At 57.0% G+C, this 342-nt stretch carries 1 pseudogene; it reads left to right on the top strand.

Features of this window, described 5'->3' with window-relative positions:
• Positions 1-198: pseudogene (locus KIP88_RS46220) on the top strand (hypothetical protein); the annotation flags it as partial.
• Between the last annotated feature and the right edge of the window lie 144 nt (positions 199-342).

The raw sequence follows: 342 nt of genomic DNA, 5'->3' as shown, positions 1-342 counted from the left end.
CTATCAATGTACCTCCCCCTGGACTTCCAGCACGGCCCCCATTGGGCGTCGGAAGACTTCATGCAAGGAATGCGCTTGCATAACCTGCTGCCGAGTGCGTCTCAGCCGGAGACAAAGTTTTCTCTCAACGGCGTGAACTACGCGGCCACATTAGGGCCGGCAGGCCATGAGGATCAGGTTTTTCTGCGCCCAACATGAACACCGGATTGCCGTACGGCAAAAAGGACGTATGAAAGCGGCGCTCGATCAGCCGCCGCTTCCCTTCCATGTGTTGGCTTGCTTGAAGATCGTTCCTGGCAGAGGAATCAAGATCGTCTTGGCGCGCGGCATCTGGGACTCGTT

Origin of the sequence: Bradyrhizobium sp. SRL28 (assembly GCF_018596315.1) — a bacterium.
GTDB lineage: Bacteria > Pseudomonadota > Alphaproteobacteria > Rhizobiales > Xanthobacteraceae > Bradyrhizobium.
Note: the sequence above shows the minus strand (reverse complement) of the source record. Positions and strands in the feature narration are given on the sequence as shown.